Annotated in this window: 19 protein-coding genes; 16 read left to right on the forward strand and 3 right to left on the reverse strand. The window is 51.3% G+C overall.

The features are described from left to right. Positions 1–102: 102 nt before the first annotated feature. Positions 103–558: a chemotaxis protein CheW gene (locus tag Q0499_RS22240; protein ID WP_299204742.1), complete on the forward strand. Its 456-nt coding sequence runs from the start codon at positions 103–105 to the stop codon at positions 556–558. Positions 559–573: 15 nt separating this feature from the next. Then, positions 574–966: a DUF2802 domain-containing protein gene (locus Q0499_RS22245; protein WP_299204745.1), complete on the forward strand. Its 393-nt coding sequence runs from the start codon at positions 574–576 to the stop codon at positions 964–966. Positions 967–999: 33 nt separating this feature from the next. Here Q0499_RS22245 and Q0499_RS22250 read toward each other — a convergent pair whose 3' ends face one another. Both Q0499_RS22250 and Q0499_RS22255 read right to left on the reverse strand, forming a co-directional pair. After that, complete coding sequence (locus Q0499_RS22250; protein WP_299204748.1) at positions 1,000–1,263, reverse strand: EscU/YscU/HrcU family type III secretion system export apparatus switch protein; 264 nt, start codon at positions 1,261–1,263, stop codon at positions 1,000–1,002. A gap of 20 nt (positions 1,264–1,283) precedes the next feature. After that, positions 1,284–2,861, reverse strand: a complete 1,578-nt coding sequence (locus tag Q0499_RS22255) for a flagellar hook-length control protein FliK (RefSeq protein WP_299204751.1) — start codon at positions 2,859–2,861, stop codon at positions 1,284–1,286. A gap of 154 nt (positions 2,862–3,015) precedes the next feature. Here Q0499_RS22255 and ccmA point away from each other — a divergent pair, with 154 nt between their 5' ends. From ccmA to Q0499_RS22325, 14 genes are all read left to right on the forward strand, one after another. Next, entirely contained in the window at positions 3,016–3,654 is a 639-nt protein-coding gene (gene ccmA / locus Q0499_RS22260; protein ID WP_299204754.1) for a cytochrome c biogenesis heme-transporting ATPase CcmA, read from the forward strand. Then, entirely contained in the window at positions 3,651–4,379 is a 729-nt protein-coding gene (gene ccmB / locus Q0499_RS22265; protein WP_299204757.1) for a heme exporter protein CcmB, read from the forward strand. Before ccmA ends, ccmB begins: the two co-directional genes overlap by 4 nt. Before the next feature lie 20 nt (positions 4,380–4,399). After that, complete coding sequence (locus tag Q0499_RS22270) at positions 4,400–5,152, forward strand: heme ABC transporter permease (protein ID WP_299204760.1); 753 nt, start codon at positions 4,400–4,402, stop codon at positions 5,150–5,152. Between the two features lie 10 nt (positions 5,153–5,162). Next, the gene (gene ccmD, locus Q0499_RS22275; protein ID WP_299204762.1) at positions 5,163–5,339 is read left to right on the forward strand and encodes a heme exporter protein CcmD; all 177 of its coding nucleotides are present in this window, start codon (positions 5,163–5,165) and stop codon (positions 5,337–5,339) included. Continuing rightward, entirely contained in the window at positions 5,339–5,806 is a 468-nt protein-coding gene (ccmE, locus tag Q0499_RS22280; RefSeq protein WP_299204763.1) for a cytochrome c maturation protein CcmE, read from the forward strand. The genes ccmD and ccmE overlap by 1 nt, the downstream gene beginning before the upstream one ends. Beyond that, positions 5,803–7,764, forward strand: a complete 1,962-nt coding sequence (locus Q0499_RS22285) for a heme lyase CcmF/NrfE family subunit (RefSeq protein WP_299204766.1) — start codon at positions 5,803–5,805, stop codon at positions 7,762–7,764. Before ccmE ends, Q0499_RS22285 begins: the two co-directional genes overlap by 4 nt. A 24-nt stretch (positions 7,765–7,788) precedes the next feature. Next, a complete protein-coding gene (locus Q0499_RS22290) occupies positions 7,789–8,319 on the forward strand; it encodes a DsbE family thiol:disulfide interchange protein (protein ID WP_299204768.1) in 531 nt (176 codons plus the stop codon). Positions 8,320–8,321: 2 nt separating this feature from the next. Beyond that, on the forward strand, positions 8,322–8,792 hold the full coding sequence (locus Q0499_RS22295; RefSeq protein ID WP_299205128.1) for a cytochrome c-type biogenesis protein: 471 nt from the start codon (positions 8,322–8,324) through the stop codon (positions 8,790–8,792). After that, entirely contained in the window at positions 8,789–10,042 is a 1,254-nt protein-coding gene (ccmI, locus tag Q0499_RS22300; protein WP_299204771.1) for a c-type cytochrome biogenesis protein CcmI, read from the forward strand. The genes Q0499_RS22295 and ccmI overlap by 4 nt, the downstream gene beginning before the upstream one ends. Before the next feature lie 67 nt (positions 10,043–10,109). Continuing rightward, positions 10,110–11,972: a cell division protein ZipA gene (gene zipA / locus Q0499_RS22305; RefSeq protein ID WP_299204774.1), complete on the forward strand. Its 1,863-nt coding sequence runs from the start codon at positions 10,110–10,112 to the stop codon at positions 11,970–11,972. Positions 11,973–11,991: 19 nt separating this feature from the next. After that, positions 11,992–14,022, forward strand: a complete 2,031-nt coding sequence (gene ligA, locus Q0499_RS22310; RefSeq protein ID WP_299204777.1) for an NAD-dependent DNA ligase LigA — start codon at positions 11,992–11,994, stop codon at positions 14,020–14,022. 13 nt (positions 14,023–14,035) lie between these two features. Further along, entirely contained in the window at positions 14,036–14,626 is a 591-nt protein-coding gene (locus tag Q0499_RS22315) for a hypothetical protein (protein WP_299204780.1), read from the forward strand. Between the two features lie 2 nt (positions 14,627–14,628). After that, the gene (locus Q0499_RS22320; RefSeq protein ID WP_299204782.1) at positions 14,629–14,841 is read left to right on the forward strand and encodes a YheU family protein; all 213 of its coding nucleotides are present in this window, start codon (positions 14,629–14,631) and stop codon (positions 14,839–14,841) included. 17 nt (positions 14,842–14,858) lie between these two features. After that, a complete protein-coding gene (locus Q0499_RS22325; RefSeq protein ID WP_299204785.1) occupies positions 14,859–15,533 on the forward strand; it encodes a DUF4126 domain-containing protein in 675 nt (224 codons plus the stop codon). A 55-nt stretch (positions 15,534–15,588) separates the two neighbouring features. Here the strand turns inward: Q0499_RS22325 and Q0499_RS22330 are convergent, their stop codons facing one another. Then, the gene (locus tag Q0499_RS22330) at positions 15,589–16,257 is read right to left on the reverse strand and encodes a CBS domain-containing protein (protein ID WP_299204788.1); all 669 of its coding nucleotides are present in this window, start codon (positions 16,255–16,257) and stop codon (positions 15,589–15,591) included. Between the last annotated feature and the right edge of the window lie 13 nt (positions 16,258–16,270).

Below are 16,270 nucleotides of genomic sequence, written 5' to 3' on the forward strand. Positions count from 1 at the left end.
GAACCAGAACCAGAACCAGAACCAGAACCAGAACCAGAACCAGAACCAGAACCAGAACCAGAACCAGAACCAGAACCAGAACCAGAACCAGAACCAGAAGTAATGTCAGTAGCGTCTGTTGATGTTGATTCAGAACCACTCCAGTGTCTTTTAGTGAAGATGTATGGTGTGAAGCTAGCTCTGCCGGTTAAATATCTGCAGGGCGCTCATGATCTGAGTGCGATGAATCTTGAGCTGAGTGTTGAGGCGGACTGGATTCTCGGTAATTATGCCGAATCAGGAAAGATGGTTCGGGTTGTTGATACCGGAATGTGGATCATCCCTGAACGCTACGAGCCAGATAAAGCAGGCTATACCGAATTGGTTAAGTTCAAAGACTCTGACTGGGCTATAACTATTGATTCCATGATCGGCTCGCAAGAGATTGAGGAAAGTCTGATTACCTGGAATAAAAACCCTCAAAGCAGGCCCTGGTTGCTGGGTACCTGTATGCAGCATCAGTGCGCGGTGGTGAATGTGCCGGCGCTGTTGCATGGCTTGAACGCTGCGTTGCAGTAGAAGCAAGGAGATAAGATGATCTGGTTAGCCTTGTCGGTGGTAGCCATCGTTGCATTTGTGTCGATTGGATACTCAATACACGCCCGGCGAACATTACAGCAACATCAGCGACAATACGAAGCGCTGATTAATGTGCTGCGTAATGAAATTCAGGCGCTGACCAGTAGTTCTATCGGTATGGGGCATCGACTGATGGATGTCGAAAATCAGCTCAATATTACTGCTGAAAAACAACAGGAACTGGCAAATCGTGATCCGGGTGTATTGGCTTACAATCAGGCGGCCCGTCTGATGGAGATGGGTGCTGATGTGGATGATCTGGTGAAAAACTGCGGTATAGGGCGGCCAGAAGCTGAGTTGATGGCGCTGCTGCATAAAGAGATCGCCGCGCCGAATAGTCGTAGCTGAGCATGTTGCTGGCGTTCAGCTGATTTTTAGCGGTCATCCGTTTTTGAGCTTGTAGGTAAACGCGATAATCTCAGCAATCGCGCGATACAAGCTTTCCGGGATTTCGTCACCCAGCTCCAGACGCAACAAGACTTCGACCAGCTCCGGGCTTTCGTGGATATGTACATCGTGTTCCCGGGCCAGTCGGATAATCTGTTCGGCAATCACTCCCTGACCTTTGGCCGTTACCGTTGGCGCTCCCTGGTGATCATAATTCAGGGCGATCGCTTTCTGGTACTCTTCTGTTTTTTTCTTCACATCATCTCCATTTACTTTGTTCAGGTGATCACATCAATCAGCTGTTCTACCTGATTCACAGGCTTGGGTGCAGCACCTTCGCTACAGTGGGTCGAGTTAATGCTGTACCCCTGCAGGTGTAACTGGCGATTGAAGTCGGGTAGTTTGCCGTTGAGCTCCTCGGCGGTTGCCGGATTGCTGCACCAGAAATGTGCCGTGACCTGATGCTCCTGCTCCAGGACCAGCTCCGCGTCTACGGTTCCCTGTTCCTGCAGATCAAAGTGCAGTCTGACGCGCCACAGCCGCTGCCACTCATCTTCAGACTGCTGTCTTCGATGCTCGGAAATTTTAAGTTCAACATTATCCAGTCGCTCACCATTTTTTACCGGAAGATCCAGAGCAAAAAAACGCTCCAAAGCCCCATCGCTATTAACCCGGGTATTCTGGAGACTCTCTAACTGATTGCCCGTGACCCGGTTTAACAGACCTTTAACCAACTCATGCAGCTGTTGCCGTGCCTGCTCAGGCAGTTTGTCGGCTTGTTGTAATAACTGGTTTAACTGATGCTTCATATCCCCGGTAGAAATCTGGCTACGCGGGTCAGCCAGATTGCGCTCAGTAAACAGGCCACCATTAAGAATGTTTTGCTGGACCCCTGTTTGTCCTTCGGCGGCAGAGCCGGTTTTTACTCCAAACAGGTTGATTAGTGAGCTGATAATACTGTTTATCGGGCTTTTTTCGCCGCCAATGCTGCTATTTAGTTGTTGCAACTTCACCAGACTGTTAGCCACGGGTTGTTGCGCCGGTAGGACATAGCGCAGCGCATCATTGATGCTGCGATTGATATTCTGATTCTGTGAGGGTGACGTCAGGGAGTGTATCTGCACCTGATCGCTGGTTGTTCTGATGAGCAGGACTTTGCCATCAAAAGGGAGTGACTGTGGCAGAGCCAGGGGAAGTGATCGGCCATTGATATTGGCGACATAGTTTGCATCACCTGTTGCGGCTCTGATCGCCAGCGATACTGTTGCCAGAACCGGTCTGTTCATTGGTAATAGCCGGTTAAGGTTGGCTAAGGATCCTGGTGGGACAGTCGCCGTTGGCGTCGGCGGTGCTGACTGCTGCGATGAGGTGCCGGGTGGTTGCTGACTTCGCTGCTCTTGCGGACTCTGCTGTGGGCGGCCTTTAATCTGCACAATGGGTGGCTGATCAGGGGCGATAGTCTGGTGATTGCCTGATAACATGGCTGCAGCGCTTTGCTGAATGGGCTGCGACTGAGTTGTTGCCGGCAGGTTCAAGGTCTGTATCTGTGCTCCAGCGGCTGTGGGAGGCAAGGGCGCGGGCAAGGGAACGGTGCTCAGCAACAGCTGTCCTGCGGCTGTCCGGGTAAGGCTAGCGGTGCTGCCGGGGGGGAGGGACTGGTTGCTTTTTAGCTGATAAAGCTGGCTGCCCAGCTGAACTTGCAGCGTGAACTGATTAGGCCGTACCGCATCAGGGCTGACCTGACGGATGGTTATCTGGGTAGGGGTGTTCAGTGGCAGTGTGCGCACGAGCTCTGCGGCCGGGAGGGATTTACCGGCGCTATTTTGCAGACTTTGTATGCTCAGTGGATTAAGCACTATCGATTTCCCTGCATGGTTGCGGTGCAGTTATAGTTCTTTTGGCCGAGATATGCACTTCGGCAGTTTATTTTGTATATAATGCCTTGCTTTCGGCGGATATTGCTAATTATAAAGGCTGCGTTGCCTGTTTTGCTTTATTGAGGTTTTACTGTTGTCCACACCCAGACTGAAAATCGAGAATCTGTTTTGCGAGCGGGATGAGCGCGTGCTGTTTGAGGCGCTTTGCTTTGAGGTCTATGCAGGCGAAGTGATTCAGATTGAGGGGCAGAACGGTAGTGGTAAAACTACGCTGCTGCGGATTCTCAGTGGTTTATCTCGCCATTTTGAAGGCGATATCTACTGGCAAGGCGAACATCTGGATAACTGCGCCCATGAGTATCGTGAGTCGCTGCTCTACTTTGGCCATCAACCGGGGGTTAAAGCGGTACTGACACCGAGGGAAAATCTGCAGTGGTATGCGTCACTGCACCCTGAGATGGATCTGAGTAAGTTGGATAACGCACTGTTTAAAGTGGGTTTGAAAGGCTATGAAGATGCTCCTTGCCATACTCTTTCAGCGGGTCAGAACCGGCGGGTAAGTCTGGCCCGCCTTTATCTGAGTAGCGCGCCATTGTGGATTCTCGATGAGCCCTTTACGGCGATTGATAAGCGTGGTGTGGCGGAGAAAGAAGCGCTCATTACCAGCCATGCTGAGCAGGGTGGGACGGTTATTCTGACAACGCATCACGAGCTGGCGATGGGTGATAAAATTCGCAGGCTTAATCTTGATCAATTAGCGGGAACTTTATGAGCGACAGTGTGCCTAAGCAATCGTTAGCAGACAGTCCTGCCCGTGTGTATAAAGTAGATGGGCCGTTCTGGGGTGCATTAAAACGAGATCTGCTACTGTCATATCGACGAAAAAGTGATCTGGTTAACCCGCTGATTTTCTTTCTGATGGTGGCAACGCTGTTTCCATTGGGTGTCAGCCCGGACCCAACATTCCTGGCTGATGTGGCGCCAGGGGTAGTGTGGGTTGCCGCACTACTGGCGACCCTGCTGTCTATGGACAGCCTGTTTCGCTCTGATTTTGAAGATGGGACGCTGGAACAGATACTACTCAGCCCGCAGCCTCTTTATATGGTGGTGTTGGCAAAGGTCTTGGCGCACTGGATGCTGACCGGTTTACCTTTAACAATTCTGGCCCCGGTACTGGGGGTTATGTTGTTTTTGCCAGCCGATGGTATGTGGGGATTAGTGCTCAGTCTGCTGCTGGGGACACCAACCCTGAGTCTGGTGGGTGCTATTGGTGCAGCTTTAACCGTAGGTTTACGCAAGGGTGGGGTGTTAATCTCACTGTTGGTATTGCCGCTATATATTCCACTGCTGATTTTTGGCAGCGCAGCGGTGCAGGGGGCAGTGACGGGGTTACCCTTGGGGGGGTATCTGGCTATTCTGGGAGCAATGCTCTCGCTTGGATTGGTGATGGCACCACTCGCAATTGGTGCCGCACTAAGAATTAGTGTAAGTGGGTAAAACCCCGATAAGGTTGAAATATGGCTGAGAAAAAGTGGTTGCCACGTTGGTTTTATCAACTGGCTTCTCCCCGCTGGTGTTATGAATTTACGGGTAAGCTGTTGCCCCTTTTTGTCATAGCGGCAGTGTTGTTGTTAGGCATCGGTACAGTCTGGGCGCTGGCATTTGCGCCTGCGGACTATCAACAGGGTAATAGTTTCAGAATTATCTACATCCATGTGCCGTCCTCTATTCTGGCTCAGTCGTGCTATATGCTGATGGCAGTTGCCGGTGCTATTGGTCTGATCTGGAAGATGAAAGTCGCCGATATGGTGGCAAAATGCTGTGCCCCGATTGGTGCATCTATTGCGGTGCTATCGCTGGCAACCGGCGCTATCTGGGGTAAGCCAACCTGGGGTTCCTGGTGGGTATGGGATGCCCGGCTGACCTCTATGTTGATTCTGTTTTTTCTCTATCTGGGGATTATTGCCCTCAACTCGGCCATTGAAAGTGAGCGGACTGCGGCGCAGTCAACCGCTGTATTGGCATTGGTTGGGCTGGTAAATATTCCGATTATCAAATATTCCGTAGACTGGTGGAACACGTTACACCAGCCCGCCACCTTTAAGCTGACTGAGCGTCCTGCCATGCCTGCAGAGATGTGGGTGCCACTGTTGGTCATGGTGATCGGTTTTTACTGCTTTTTTGCCGTAGCAATGATGCTACGACTGCGTAACGAAATTATCCAGCGTGAGCGCCGCAGCAGTTGGGTGCGCGACATGATTACTGGTTGAGGGTATTAGCTTGAGTTTTGAATCGTTTGCCGCATTTATCGACATGGGAGGCCATGGCCTCTATGTCTGGATGAGTTATGCGATCGCACTGGTTGTGATTGCAGTGAATATTGTTAACCCCCTGATGCAAAAGCGTCAGATCTTTAGCGAACAGGCTCGCCGCCTTCGCAGGGAGAAGCAGAGCTAATGAATCCGAAACGTAAACAACGACTGATTATCGTTCTTTTTATTGTGTTTGGTGCATCGATTGCTGTCGGACTGGTGATGTATGCCCTCAATCAGAATATCAACCTGTTCTACTCTCCGACCGATATTGTTGAACATAAAGCCCCTGAAGGGACCCGTATCCGTGCTGGCGGTATGGTGGTGGAGGGCAGTGTGAAACGTGACCCTCAAAGCCTGATGGTGAGTTTTGAAGTGACTGACTTTGTCCACAAAGTGCCGGTAACCTTTACCGGTATCCTGCCGGACCTGTTCCGTGAAGGGCAGGGGATTGTTGCTCAGGGTGAGATGAACAGCGAAGGCGTGTTTGAAGCCGTGGAAGTGCTGGCAAAGCATGATGAAAACTATATGCCGCCGGAAGTCGCGGAGGCGCTTGAGAAAGCAGGTAAAATGCCTGATCAGATGCGCGCAAAGGAGGCACAGTCACTATGATTGCTGAACTGGGTCAATATGCGCTGATTATGGCGCTATGTATGTCATTATTGCTTGCAGTGGTGCCGATGGTCGGTGCTTCAATCGGTAATACGTTGTTGATGAACTATGCCCGGCCTTTGTCGATAGGGATGTTTTTCTTTCTCGCGATCAGTATTACCTGTCTGGGTTACTCCTTCATTGTTGATGATTTTTCTGTTGCGTATGTGGCGACAAACTCGAATACCTTGTTGCCATGGTATTTTAAGATCAGCGCCATTTGGGGGGGGCATGAAGGCTCATTGCTGCTCTGGGTCGTGATTCTGAGTGGCTGGACACTGGCTGTTGCGTTTAAAAGTCAAAACATGCCGGTGGAGATCGTTTCCCGTGTGTTAGGCGTTATGGGGATTGTTGCCGTAGGCTTTATGTCGTTTACCCTGTTTACTTCCAGCCCGTTTCTGCGCCATCTGCCGCAGTTTCCTTCAGAGGGGGGGGATCTTAACCCGTTGCTGCAAGATATCGGCTTGATTATCCATCCACCTATGCTGTACATGGGTTATGTGGGTTTCTCTGTTGCCTTTGCATTTGCCATAGCTGCGCTGCTGACTGGCCGACTGGATTCTGCCTGGGCACGTTGGTCACGACCTTGGACTAACATCGCCTGGGCGTTTCTGACACTGGGGATCGCGCTGGGAAGCTGGTGGGCGTATTACGAGCTTGGCTGGGGCGGCTGGTGGTTCTGGGACCCGGTGGAAAATGCGTCCTTTATGCCGTGGCTGGTCGGTACAGCACTGGTACACTCTCTCGCGGTTACTGAAAAGCGCGGTGTGTTTAAAAGCTGGACTGTGCTGTTGGCTATCTTTGCTTTCTCTCTTAGCCTGCTGGGTACATTTCTGGTGCGTTCCGGTGTGCTGACATCGGTGCATGCGTTTGCCTCTGATCCGGATCGTGGCTATTTCATTCTGGCGTTGTTGGTGATTACCATTGGCGGCTCTCTGATTCTCTATGCTGTAAAAGCTGGCAATGTGAAGAGCGAGTCCAGTTTTGCGCTGCTCTCGCGGGAATCGTTACTACTGCTGAATAATATTTTACTGGTGGTTTCCGCGATGATGGTATTGCTGGGGACTATCTATCCGCTTATCGTTGATGCGATGGGTTGGGGTAAGATTTCGGTTGGCCCTCCTTACTTTAATTCGCTGTTTATTCCATTAATGCTGCTGATTCTGGGTGCACTGGGAGTCGGGGTTGCGTCTCGCTGGCGGGAAACCTCCATGGCATTTCTATTGAAACAGCTGTGGCTGCCTGCGGTTCTGAGTGTAATTGCCGGTCTGTTGTTCCAGTATTTCTATGCTGAGGAATTTAATCTGACCGTTGCCGGTGTAATGACTCTGGTGTTCTGGGTGGTATTCAGCAGTATCAAAGATTTCTGGAAAAAAATCTCTGGCCGAAGTGGTTTTAAAAATGCGCTGTCGGGTATGTCCCGTAGCTATTTCGGTATGGTTCTGGCCCACACCGGTATTGCGGTTGCCGTCGTCGGTGCGCTGATGGTCAGTATTTATAATGAAGAGCGTGACCTGCGGATGGCGCCTGGAGATGTGCTGAGTTTCAGTAATTACCAGTTCGAATTTTTGGGTGCACAGAAAAAGCAGGGACCGAACTACAGCTCTGATATGGGTATTATTCGGGTGCTTTATCAGGGTAAATTGTATGGTGAATTGCGTCCGGAAAAACGCTTTTACCCTGCCCGGGGAAATGTGATGACCGAAGCCGATATCGATCCAGGATTGTTTCGTGATCTTTATGTTGCACTGGGTGAACCGTTGGAAAACGGAGCCTGGGCTGTTCGGGTGCAACATAAACCCTTTGTCCGCTGGCTCTGGCTGGGAGGTTTGCTGATGACCGCAGGTGGGTTGCTGGCGGCTACCGATCCCCGTTACCGTAAACAGGCCCGGCGGGATGCTGCCAGGGCTGCAGCCTGATTTAGTGTTTCTAAAGGTGTAATGATGCGTCGATTAATTGTTCTGTTGCCTCTGGTTCTGTTCATTGCCCTGGGGTTGTTTCTTTGGAATGGCATCGGTAAGGATACCCAGGTAATCCCTTCTCCGCTGATCGATAAACCGGTACCGGAGTTCGCTTTGTCTGCCCTTCTTGATGAGCAGAAAACCATTACCGCTGCCGATCTGAAAGGTCGTCCGGCCCTTCTCAATGTATGGGCGACCTGGTGTCCGACCTGCAAACAGGAACATGCGCAGTTGAATCGTATGGCCCGGGACGAAGGCGTTACTATCTATGGGGTCAACTATAAGGATGATCGGGCCAAGGCAAAAATCTGGCTGGACAAGTATATGAACCCCTATGCTCTGAATATCTATGATCCTGACGGTAAACTGGGCCTCAATCTGGGTGTCTATGGTGCGCCGGAAACCTTCCTGCTGGATGCACAGGGAATTATTCGTTACAAGCATGTCGGTGCTATCGATCAGCGTGTCTGGAGTGAGCTGCGCCAGAAAATGAAACAACTGGAGGTGAACTGATGATCCGGCACCTTCTCTTGGTGATGCTGCTTAGTCTGAGCAGTATCGCGACTGCGGCGATCGATACCTATCAGTTTAAAGATGATGCGACCCGTGAACGGTTCAAGTCTTTGTCCTCTGAGCTACGTTGCCCGAAATGTCAGAATCAGAATATTGCCGATTCCAATTCGCCCATCGCCAAAGACCTGCGTGATGAGCTGTACCAAATGCTTGAAAGTGGTGCAGATGATGATCAGGTAGTCGACTTTATGGTGACTCGCTACGGTGAGTTTGTGCTCTATCGTCCGCGGATGACAGAGCAGACCTACCTGCTTTGGTATGGACCTGCGGCGTTGCTGTTGATTGGCGTAGTGGTGGTTTTGCTGGTTAGCGGTAAGCGCAAGAAAGCTGAGCCGGGTAAGCCGAATAGCAGTTTAAGTGATGCAGAGAAAGAACGACTCGATCAGTTACTGAAACAGGAACAGAATAAATGACGGCGTTATGGTTAGGAATTGCACTGCTATCACTTCTGGCAGTGGCATTTGTTTTAGTGCCGGTTTATCGGGGACGTCAGGCTGAGAATGAGGTTCAGCCGGATGTCGACCGTCGGCAGCTTAATATCTCTATTTACGAGGAGCGTTTGGCCGAATTAGACGCTGAGCGGGCTTTAGGCACGCTTGATCAGGAAAACTATGACTCTCTGAAGCTCGAGCTGGAACGCAACCTGCTTCAGGATGTTGAGGATACTGTATCTTCTTCAAGCAAGCCTGTGCATGTTACCCGTCAGGCGATTATTACCGCATTTCTGTTGGCAGCATTGATACCTGCGACGGGTTTGGCAATCTATGCTAAGTATGGTCGTTCTGGCGATCTGGCAGTAGCGATGAACCGCCCTGCAGATCCGTTTAATGGCCGCCAGCCAACCGTTGATGAGGCGGTTACCGCCTTGCAGGATCGACTGAAGGATGAGCCTGCAAATCCGGAAGGTTGGTATCTGCTGGCCAATACCTTTATGAGTATGCAAAACTTTGCTGCAGCTGCCGATGGTTATGGTAAAGCACTTCAATACCTGCCTGCTGATGCGCCGCAGTATGCGGGGGTTAACGGTCAGTATGCTCAGGCTCTGTTCTTTGCTAATAACGGTAAAATGAGTCCACAGATCCGTGCGGAGGTCGATAAAACTCTCGCCATGGATCCTTTTGATGTTACCGCGCTTGGTTTGCTGGGGATCGAATCTTACGAATCGGCTGACTATCGTGCGGCTATGGAGTTCTGGCGAAAAGGGTTGACCAACGCCAGCGCTGAACAAGCCGATTCGTTGAAATCTGGCATCACTTCTGCTCGTGATAAATTGGTTGCAGCGGGTGAAACCGTGCCCGATCTTCCTGAGCTTGCTGAGGCTAAAATCCAGCTGGCAGTTAGTTTGAGTCCCGAGCTTCAAAGCCGGGTAACCCCTGAAATGACCGTGTTTATCTTTGCCCGTCCAGTAGGTGGCAGAATGCCTCTGGCTGCAAAACGGGTGACCGTTGCTGATCTGCCGCTCAGTATTGTATTGGATGACAGCCTGGCGATGAGTCCACAAGCGAAGCTTTCAGGTGCAGAAACGGTTGAAGTGACTGCGCGGATATCTGCATCAGGACAGCCAACACCGCAGCCGGGAGACCTGAGCGGAACCATTTCTCCTGTTGCTGTTCATGGGCAAGTTGATATATTAGAGCTGTCTATTGATCATATAGTTGAATGATTGAACAAATTCGGCACAATAGAGAGTCTACTACGCACATAAATTGATATAAGGGTAAAATCTGGCAATGGAATTAGGATTACGCGAATGGCTGATTATCGGTGGCGCGATAGTTGTTCTCCTGATTGTATTGGATGGCTGGCGCCGCATGCGTGGCGGCGGCAACCGGCTGAAGATGAAAATTGATAAATCCTTCAGCGATATTCCGGATCTGCCCGAAGAGTCATCCTACAACCCTGAACTGCCGGGTGGTGGTGCCAGGGTTGTTGGCCGACAGGATAACCCTCATTCAGGTAGTTCAAATGCTGACTCCCGCCGTGAGCCTGTATTTGGCAATGACGAACTTGATCTTTCGCCACCGAGAACTAGTAGCGCTGCTCATCATCCCATTGCGCAAAAGCCTATTTCACAAAAGCCAGTCTTACAAAAGGCCGCCTCGCAAGCACCGGTCTTTGAAACGCCTGTCACCTCCACTGCTGCCGTAAAACAGTCCTGGGCTAAAAAGTCTGAGGTTAAGAAGCCTGTGCATATTACCCCGACCTTTGCTGAGGATGAACATGATCCTCTGTTTGCTGCATCCGACAGCTTTCCACCCCATCATGATGGTCCCTCATTTGATGAGATGGATGAAGGTGTCTCTGCTCCGCGGGTCGTGCGTGTGCCGGAACCTGAGCCGCGTGTCGAAATAAGCACTGAGGTTGATGCTGAAGAGTCTCCGCTGGATGACAACGCTGTTGAAGAGATGATCCCGGTTGTTAATATCATTGTTCAGCCAGAGCCAGAGCCAGAGCCAGAGCCAGAGCTTGAGTTGGAATCAGAACCTGAACCCGAGACTGAGTTTCAGTCCGAAGCGGTGCCTGAAAATGAAGAACTGTTTCCTGTTGAATATGATGAGATCGAACTTGAAGCTGAGCTGGAGCCTGAAACGATCCAGCGCGTCTCTGCCTACTCCGCCGAGGATGATGACCTGATCGACTCGCTTCCTGAGGGGTTCCGGGTAGATCGTGCCGCTGAGACGGATGATGAGGATGACGAACATGAGTTCGACTATACTCGTCCGGTTAGCGAGCTGATGCGTCCGGTACGCGAAGATAACAACCGGTTGCAGCAGACCGCAATGGACCTGCCTGAACGTCAGGAATCGATTTTTTCACTGGTTGATGAACCTGTAACTAAGTCACAGCCGCCATTTAAAAAATCCAGATTTGAGCGAGTGAAAGCAGCGCTGAAACCTGAGCACAATGCAGAACTTAATTCAGAGCTCTCAGCAACGCCTAAATCAGAGCATAAGGCTGAACGTAAATCAGACCATAAATCTGAGCGTAAAGAGAAACATTTCTCTGCGCTTGATGATGAAGAGAATGATCTGGCTGATGGTTTTTTTATCGATTCACCTTTAATTGGCGCGGAAGAAAAACCAGCAGCTAAAACGGCTAAAGCCGATAGTGGTATTGGCATTAAAGGCCAGTCACTGCAGAAAATTCCCGAAGCCGATAAAGTGCTGGTGATCTCTGTTGCTGCAGCCGATGATGGGCTGGGTTTCTCCGGACGTAGCCTGCTGCAAATTCTGCTCGCCTGCGGTATGCGTTACGGTGATATGAAAATCTTCCATCGCTATGAGGATGGTATCGATAAGGGCGCGATCCAGTTCAGCATGACCAATGCGCTGGAGCCGGGCTATTTTGACATCGACACCATGGATAGCATGGAAACCCGTGGCGTGACCTTCTTTATGTCGATGGAAGAACCCCGAGATGTCATGAATGCCTATGAGTGTATGCTGGCGACGGCAGTTGCCGTGGCTAAAAACCTGCACGGTGTTCTGCTGGATGAAAACCGCTCCACCATGCGCGATCAGACTAAAGAGCATTACCGCGAGCGTATCCGTAAGTTTGAGATGCGCAAGCTGAAAAAATCCACAACTGCCTGATAGTTCCAGATAAAAGCCGATGAAACCTGATACTTCCCCTACGCAGTTGCTTGAGCAGCTGCGCGATCAACTGCGCCATCATAATTACCAGTACTATGTGCTTGATGACCCGCAGGTGCCTGATGCAGAGTATGACCGGTTGTTTCAGCAACTGAAAAAGCTGGAAGATGAAAACCCTCAGCTGGTAACGCCCGAGTCGCCAACTCAGCGAGTCGGTGCCCAGCCCCTGGCCGCCTTTACCCAGGTGCGTCATGAGATGCCGATGCTATCGCTGGATAACGCGTTTTCAGCGGATGATATGCGGGCGTTTGAAAAGCGCGTGCGTGACCGGTTAAAACTTAGTGAAGATATTCCCATTGAGTTTGCCTGCGAGCCCAAGCTGGACGGTATTGCCGTCAGTCTGATGTATGAACATGGCCTTTTAGTCAGAGGCGCAACCCGGGGTGATGGCAGCACCGGTGAAGATATCACCCTGAATGTCCGTACTATCCCCTCCATCCCTTTGCGACTGATGGGCGCTGATTATCCTGAACGGCTCGAAGTCAGGGGTGAGATCTACATGCCCCGTAAAGGGTTTGAACGACTCAACGATCTGGCGCTGAAACGCGGGGATAAGCCTTTTGTTAATCCTCGTAACGCGGCTGCGGGTAGTCTGCGACAACTAGACCCTAAAATTACCGCGCAACGCTCTCTGGAGATGTGTTGTTACTCGGTGGGGGTTGTCAGTGGAGGTGAATTACCCGATAGCCATGCAGCAATATTGCGCAAGCTGGCGACCTGGGGCTTAAAGATCAATGCCGAGATGGCCGTTGTTGAGGGCGCAGAGGGCTGTCTTGATTACTTTGACAGGCTGTCAGAGAAGCGAAACCAGCTTGCATATGAGATCGATGGGATTGTATTTAAGGTTAACGCGATTGAGCTACAACAGCAGTTAGGCTTCGTTTCAAGGGCACCACGCTGGGCGATTGCACACAAATTTCCGGCGCAGGAGGAGATTACCGTCGTCAACGCTATTGAGTTTCAGGTGGGACGTACCGGAGCGATTACCCCGGTCGCCCGCCTGAAACCGGTGTTTGTGGGGGGGGTTACGGTGAGTAATGCCACACTGCACAACATGGATGAAGTCGAACGACTGGATGTTCGGGCAGGGGATAGTGTGATTATCCGCCGGGCAGGGGATGTCATCCCTCAGGTGGTGTCGGTAGTGCTTGAACGCCGCCCTGACGCAACTGAAGTCGTTAATTTACCGGAGCGCTGCCCGGTCTGCGATTCTGAGATCGTTCGGGTGGAAACCGAGGCGGTTGCGCGTTGTTCCGGTGGTTTGAGTTGCGCAGCCCAGCGCAAAGAGGCGCTGAAACATTATGTCTCCCGTAAAGCGATGGATATCGATGGCCTGGGTGAGAAACTGATCGATGCGCTGGTTGAAAAAGAGTTGGTACATAGCCCGGCTGATCTCTATCGATTACACCATCTGCAACTGGCCAGTATGGAGCGGATGGGCGATAAGTCAGCCACGAAACTGTTACAAAGCATTGATAATAGCAAATCGACAGAGCTGGCGAACTTTATCTATGCACTGGGTATTCGTGAAGTAGGCGAAGCTACCGCACGTACTCTGGCGGTTCATTTTGGTTCTATTGAGGCGGTTATGTCGGCCAGTGACGAGCAGCTGCAGGCTGCCCCCGATGTTGGTCCGGTGGTGGCAAAATATATCGTTAGTTTCTTCCATCAAGTGCATAACCGCGAGGTTATTGAAGCGCTGCGCAACGCCGGAGTTCACTGGCAGGATGTTGAGGTGGATGTAAAGTCACTGCCTCTGGCAGGCCAGACCTGGGTGCTGACGGGGACACTGGAGCAGATGCCCCGTACTGAAGCGAAAAAGCAGTTGCTGGCACTGGGTGCTAAGGTGGCTGGCAGTGTTTCTAAGAATACTGATTGTGTTGTGGCAGGACCTGGTGCAGGCTCTAAGCTGCAAAAAGCGGAAGAGTTAAATATTCCGGTGCTGGATGAGGCCCAATTACTGGCCCGGCTGGCTGAATATAACGAATAAGAGAGGCAGGCGGATGTTAAGATCGACGTTTTACAGATCAATACCGGTGTGTTTCCTCAGTGCTCTAATACTGCAGGGTTGTAGTGATATTGCTCAGGTGGTGCCGCAACGATTTGTAAAACCGGATAATCCTTTTTGCCTGGGACTCTACCAGAACAACGACTGGCTGGATTCTGCTGTTTTAACCGAAAATCGTTGGGGGTTGCCACTGCATATCGCCCTGGCGGAGCTGAATATGCCGGTGGGCACTGAGGCCAGCGAGTATATCAGCCCGGCGCCTTCCGATTGGGAAGAGTATCGTCTGGCCAGTGAAAACTGGTCGGGCAGTGTTGCGGATATCGGTACGGCGCTGGATTTTCTCGGCTGGCATGCGCAGATGGCCAGCCAGCGTAACGACCTGAATATGAATCAGGCCGGTAAACTCTATATCGCCTCACACATTGGTCATGGAGGCCTGCGCCGTTTGGAGTATCACCAGCCGGATCCGATACTGATGCGTCAGGCTGAGAAGGTTGATCAGCGTGCACAGCAGTATCGGGAAGACTTGAAAACTTGCCCCCGTATTCGTGAACGGGCCGATAGCTTCTTCCGCTGGCCCTGGTAAGCATGATTATTCCCTGGGAACAGCTGCAGCCAGAGACACTGAACAGCCTGATAGAAGAGTTTGTCACCCGTGATGGGACAGACTATGGTTTTAATGAAACAAGCACGCAGACGCGAATAGAGCAGGTCAGAGCCCGACTCAAACAGGGTGAGGCGGTGGTATTGTTCAGCCAGAGTACAGGCCAGTGCAATATAGTTGCCCGTAATAGTTTATAGTTGGCGGAGGTATCCTTATGGATCAGTTGGAACAGGTTACAGCACTGATTGCGCTGACGATGGGGGTTGGCTGGGCCAGCGGCATCAATCTTTATGCAACGATCCTGATGCTGGGACTGATGGCGAATATGGGCAACCTGCAACTGCCGGCGGGGTTGGAGATTGTCGCCGATCCCATGGTGTTGATGGCGGCCGGGTTTATGTATTGTGTCGAGTTTTTTGCTGACAAAATTCCCGGGGTTGATACCGGTTGGGATACTTTGCATACCTTTATTCGCATTCCCGCAGGCGCTGCACTGGCCGCCGGAGCGGTGGGCGATATGAATGAAGCGGTTATCCTCGCGGCTGCCCTTGTGGGCGGCTCACTCTCTGCCACCAGTCATGCGCTGAAAGCGGGCGGGCGGGTGATGATCAATACCTCACCTGAGCCGGTCAGTAACTGGGCCGCTTCGGTTACAGAGGATCTGGCCGTCTTTGGTGGCTTATGGGCTGCGTTAAACTATCCCATTGCGTTTCTGATCGGGTTGGTACTGTTTATTGCGCTGGTGGTCTGGTTGCTACCCAAAATCTGGCGGGGTGTGAAAAAGGTATTCGCATTCCTGGCGGGGTTGTTTGGCGCACGGGATAACGATATTCAACTCGATACTGGCAACAACGCTTTGCCCAACCAGAGCAACAGGTATAAGAGCTGATAGCCAGTTCTTATTATCAGCGTTTACTCAAAAACGTTATCAATAAATCTCAGCGTTAACGGCTATCCAGCCACTCGTTATTGATCAGTGACTGCAACAGATCCGTTCGGGTAATAATACCCGCCAGATTGCCGTTGTCCTGAACGATAGGTATGCAGCTGAGTTGGTGTTCAACACAGCTGACCGCCAGCTGACGAATATTGGTATCCGGCGTGGCGGTAATCACCTGTTTTGAATAACACTGTTCAATGGTGTCTTCCACGGTATGCGACTGGGCACTGCCCTGATAGCTGAGGTATTGCAGCAACAACTTTTCAGTGACAATCCCCATCAGCCGTCCGGCACCCGAGAGTACCAGTAGATGGCTGATATCATACTGCTTCATTTTGTATAGGGCGGACTGAATTTTGCTGCCCTGTAATACAGCCTGAACCGGATGAGTCATAATAAGTGACGCAGGGATGTAGGCGCGAGGATGCTCAATTGTGGTACTGCTACCACTGGTTTGGCTGTAGACCGATGCGGCTTTACGCGCGTTGCCTTTTGTTTGAGTGCCAGACTCATGATGCAATATCTGATCGGCATGATCTTTTTCATGATCCTTTTCAACCCCCGCTTCTGAAGCGCGGGCAGACGCACCCAGTTGCTCAACCCCTCGAGGAGCGAACATCGATCTAACCGGTGTCTGAATACGATATCCCTGATCGTAAATAACCAATGCCATAACTGTCTATCAC

The organism is uncultured Amphritea sp. (assembly GCF_937127095.1).
GTDB lineage: Bacteria > Pseudomonadota > Gammaproteobacteria > Pseudomonadales > Balneatricaceae > Amphritea.

Bases quoted from the DNA above. Each gene is read 5' to 3' on its own strand.
- Q0499_RS22240 (WP_299204742.1), top strand. From the start codon at position 103: ATGTCAGTAGCGTCTGTTGATGTTGATTCAGAACCACTCCAGTGTCTT.
- Q0499_RS22245 (WP_299204745.1), top strand. From the start codon at position 574: ATGATCTGGTTAGCCTTGTCGGTGGTAGCCATCGTTGCATTTGTGTCG.
- ccmB (WP_299204757.1), top strand. From the start codon at position 3,651: ATGAGCGACAGTGTGCCTAAGCAATCGTTAGCAGACAGTCCTGCCCGT.
- Q0499_RS22270 (WP_299204760.1), top strand. From the start codon at position 4,400: ATGGCTGAGAAAAAGTGGTTGCCACGTTGGTTTTATCAACTGGCTTCT.
- ccmE (WP_299204763.1), top strand. From the start codon at position 5,339: ATGAATCCGAAACGTAAACAACGACTGATTATCGTTCTTTTTATTGTG.
- Q0499_RS22285 (WP_299204766.1), top strand. From the start codon at position 5,803: ATGATTGCTGAACTGGGTCAATATGCGCTGATTATGGCGCTATGTATG.
- Q0499_RS22290 (WP_299204768.1), top strand. From the start codon at position 7,789: ATGCGTCGATTAATTGTTCTGTTGCCTCTGGTTCTGTTCATTGCCCTG.
- ccmI (WP_299204771.1), top strand. From the start codon at position 8,789: ATGACGGCGTTATGGTTAGGAATTGCACTGCTATCACTTCTGGCAGTG.
- zipA (WP_299204774.1), top strand. From the start codon at position 10,110: ATGGAATTAGGATTACGCGAATGGCTGATTATCGGTGGCGCGATAGTT.
- ligA (WP_299204777.1), top strand. From the start codon at position 11,992: ATGAAACCTGATACTTCCCCTACGCAGTTGCTTGAGCAGCTGCGCGAT.
- Q0499_RS22315 (WP_299204780.1), top strand. From the start codon at position 14,036: ATGTTAAGATCGACGTTTTACAGATCAATACCGGTGTGTTTCCTCAGT.
- Q0499_RS22320 (WP_299204782.1), top strand. From the start codon at position 14,629: ATGATTATTCCCTGGGAACAGCTGCAGCCAGAGACACTGAACAGCCTG.
- Q0499_RS22325 (WP_299204785.1), top strand. From the start codon at position 14,859: ATGGATCAGTTGGAACAGGTTACAGCACTGATTGCGCTGACGATGGGG.
- Q0499_RS22330 (WP_299204788.1), bottom strand. From the start codon at position 16,257: ATGGCATTGGTTATTTACGATCAGGGATATCGTATTCAGACACCGGTT.